This is a genomic window from Chromohalobacter sp. HP20-39, from assembly GCF_033052815.1.
Classification (GTDB): domain Bacteria; phylum Pseudomonadota; class Gammaproteobacteria; order Pseudomonadales; family Halomonadaceae; genus Chromohalobacter.
On sequence record NZ_JAWHTP010000203.1, the window covers coordinates 1 to 415 of the forward strand.

The window sequence follows — 415 nt, forward strand, 5'->3', positions numbered from 1 at the left end:
GTCTTATTAGCCTGCTGTTTCTTCCAGCGGATTCACCGGATAGGACTCAGGACAGGTGGGAGGCATTCACCAATTCGGAAGGCCCATCTTTTGAGAGTGCCTCACCATTGGTTGCCGCCATGCGCGCCCACGTTGCCAGTAAGTTCGGCGACGACGTGCCGGACATTAACGCGTAGCAGCAATCGGCAGGATAGGAGGAGTGATGAGCGAAAAGCGCTATATCATCATGGAGTTGGGCGATGCGAAGCAGCTTGCACTGAATGCGTCGGCAGGTTTCGATGAGCGCATTGCCCATGTCATTGAGCGCATCAACGCCGAGGTTGGCGCTGACATCGAAGATATTGTCGCGCAGTTGAAGGGCATCAAACCATGTCATGCGTGTGTAGTTGAGGGCCAACAGGAACATTGCTGCTGC

The 415-nt window shown here is 54.7% G+C and carries 1 protein-coding gene; it reads left to right on the forward strand.

Annotated features, from left to right (window positions below; translation table 11 throughout):
- Positions 1-202: 202 nt before the first annotated feature.
- Positions 203-415 (forward strand): hypothetical protein (locus RVY79_RS17635; RefSeq protein ID WP_317465790.1); only part of this gene is annotated, 213 nt, incomplete at its 3' end.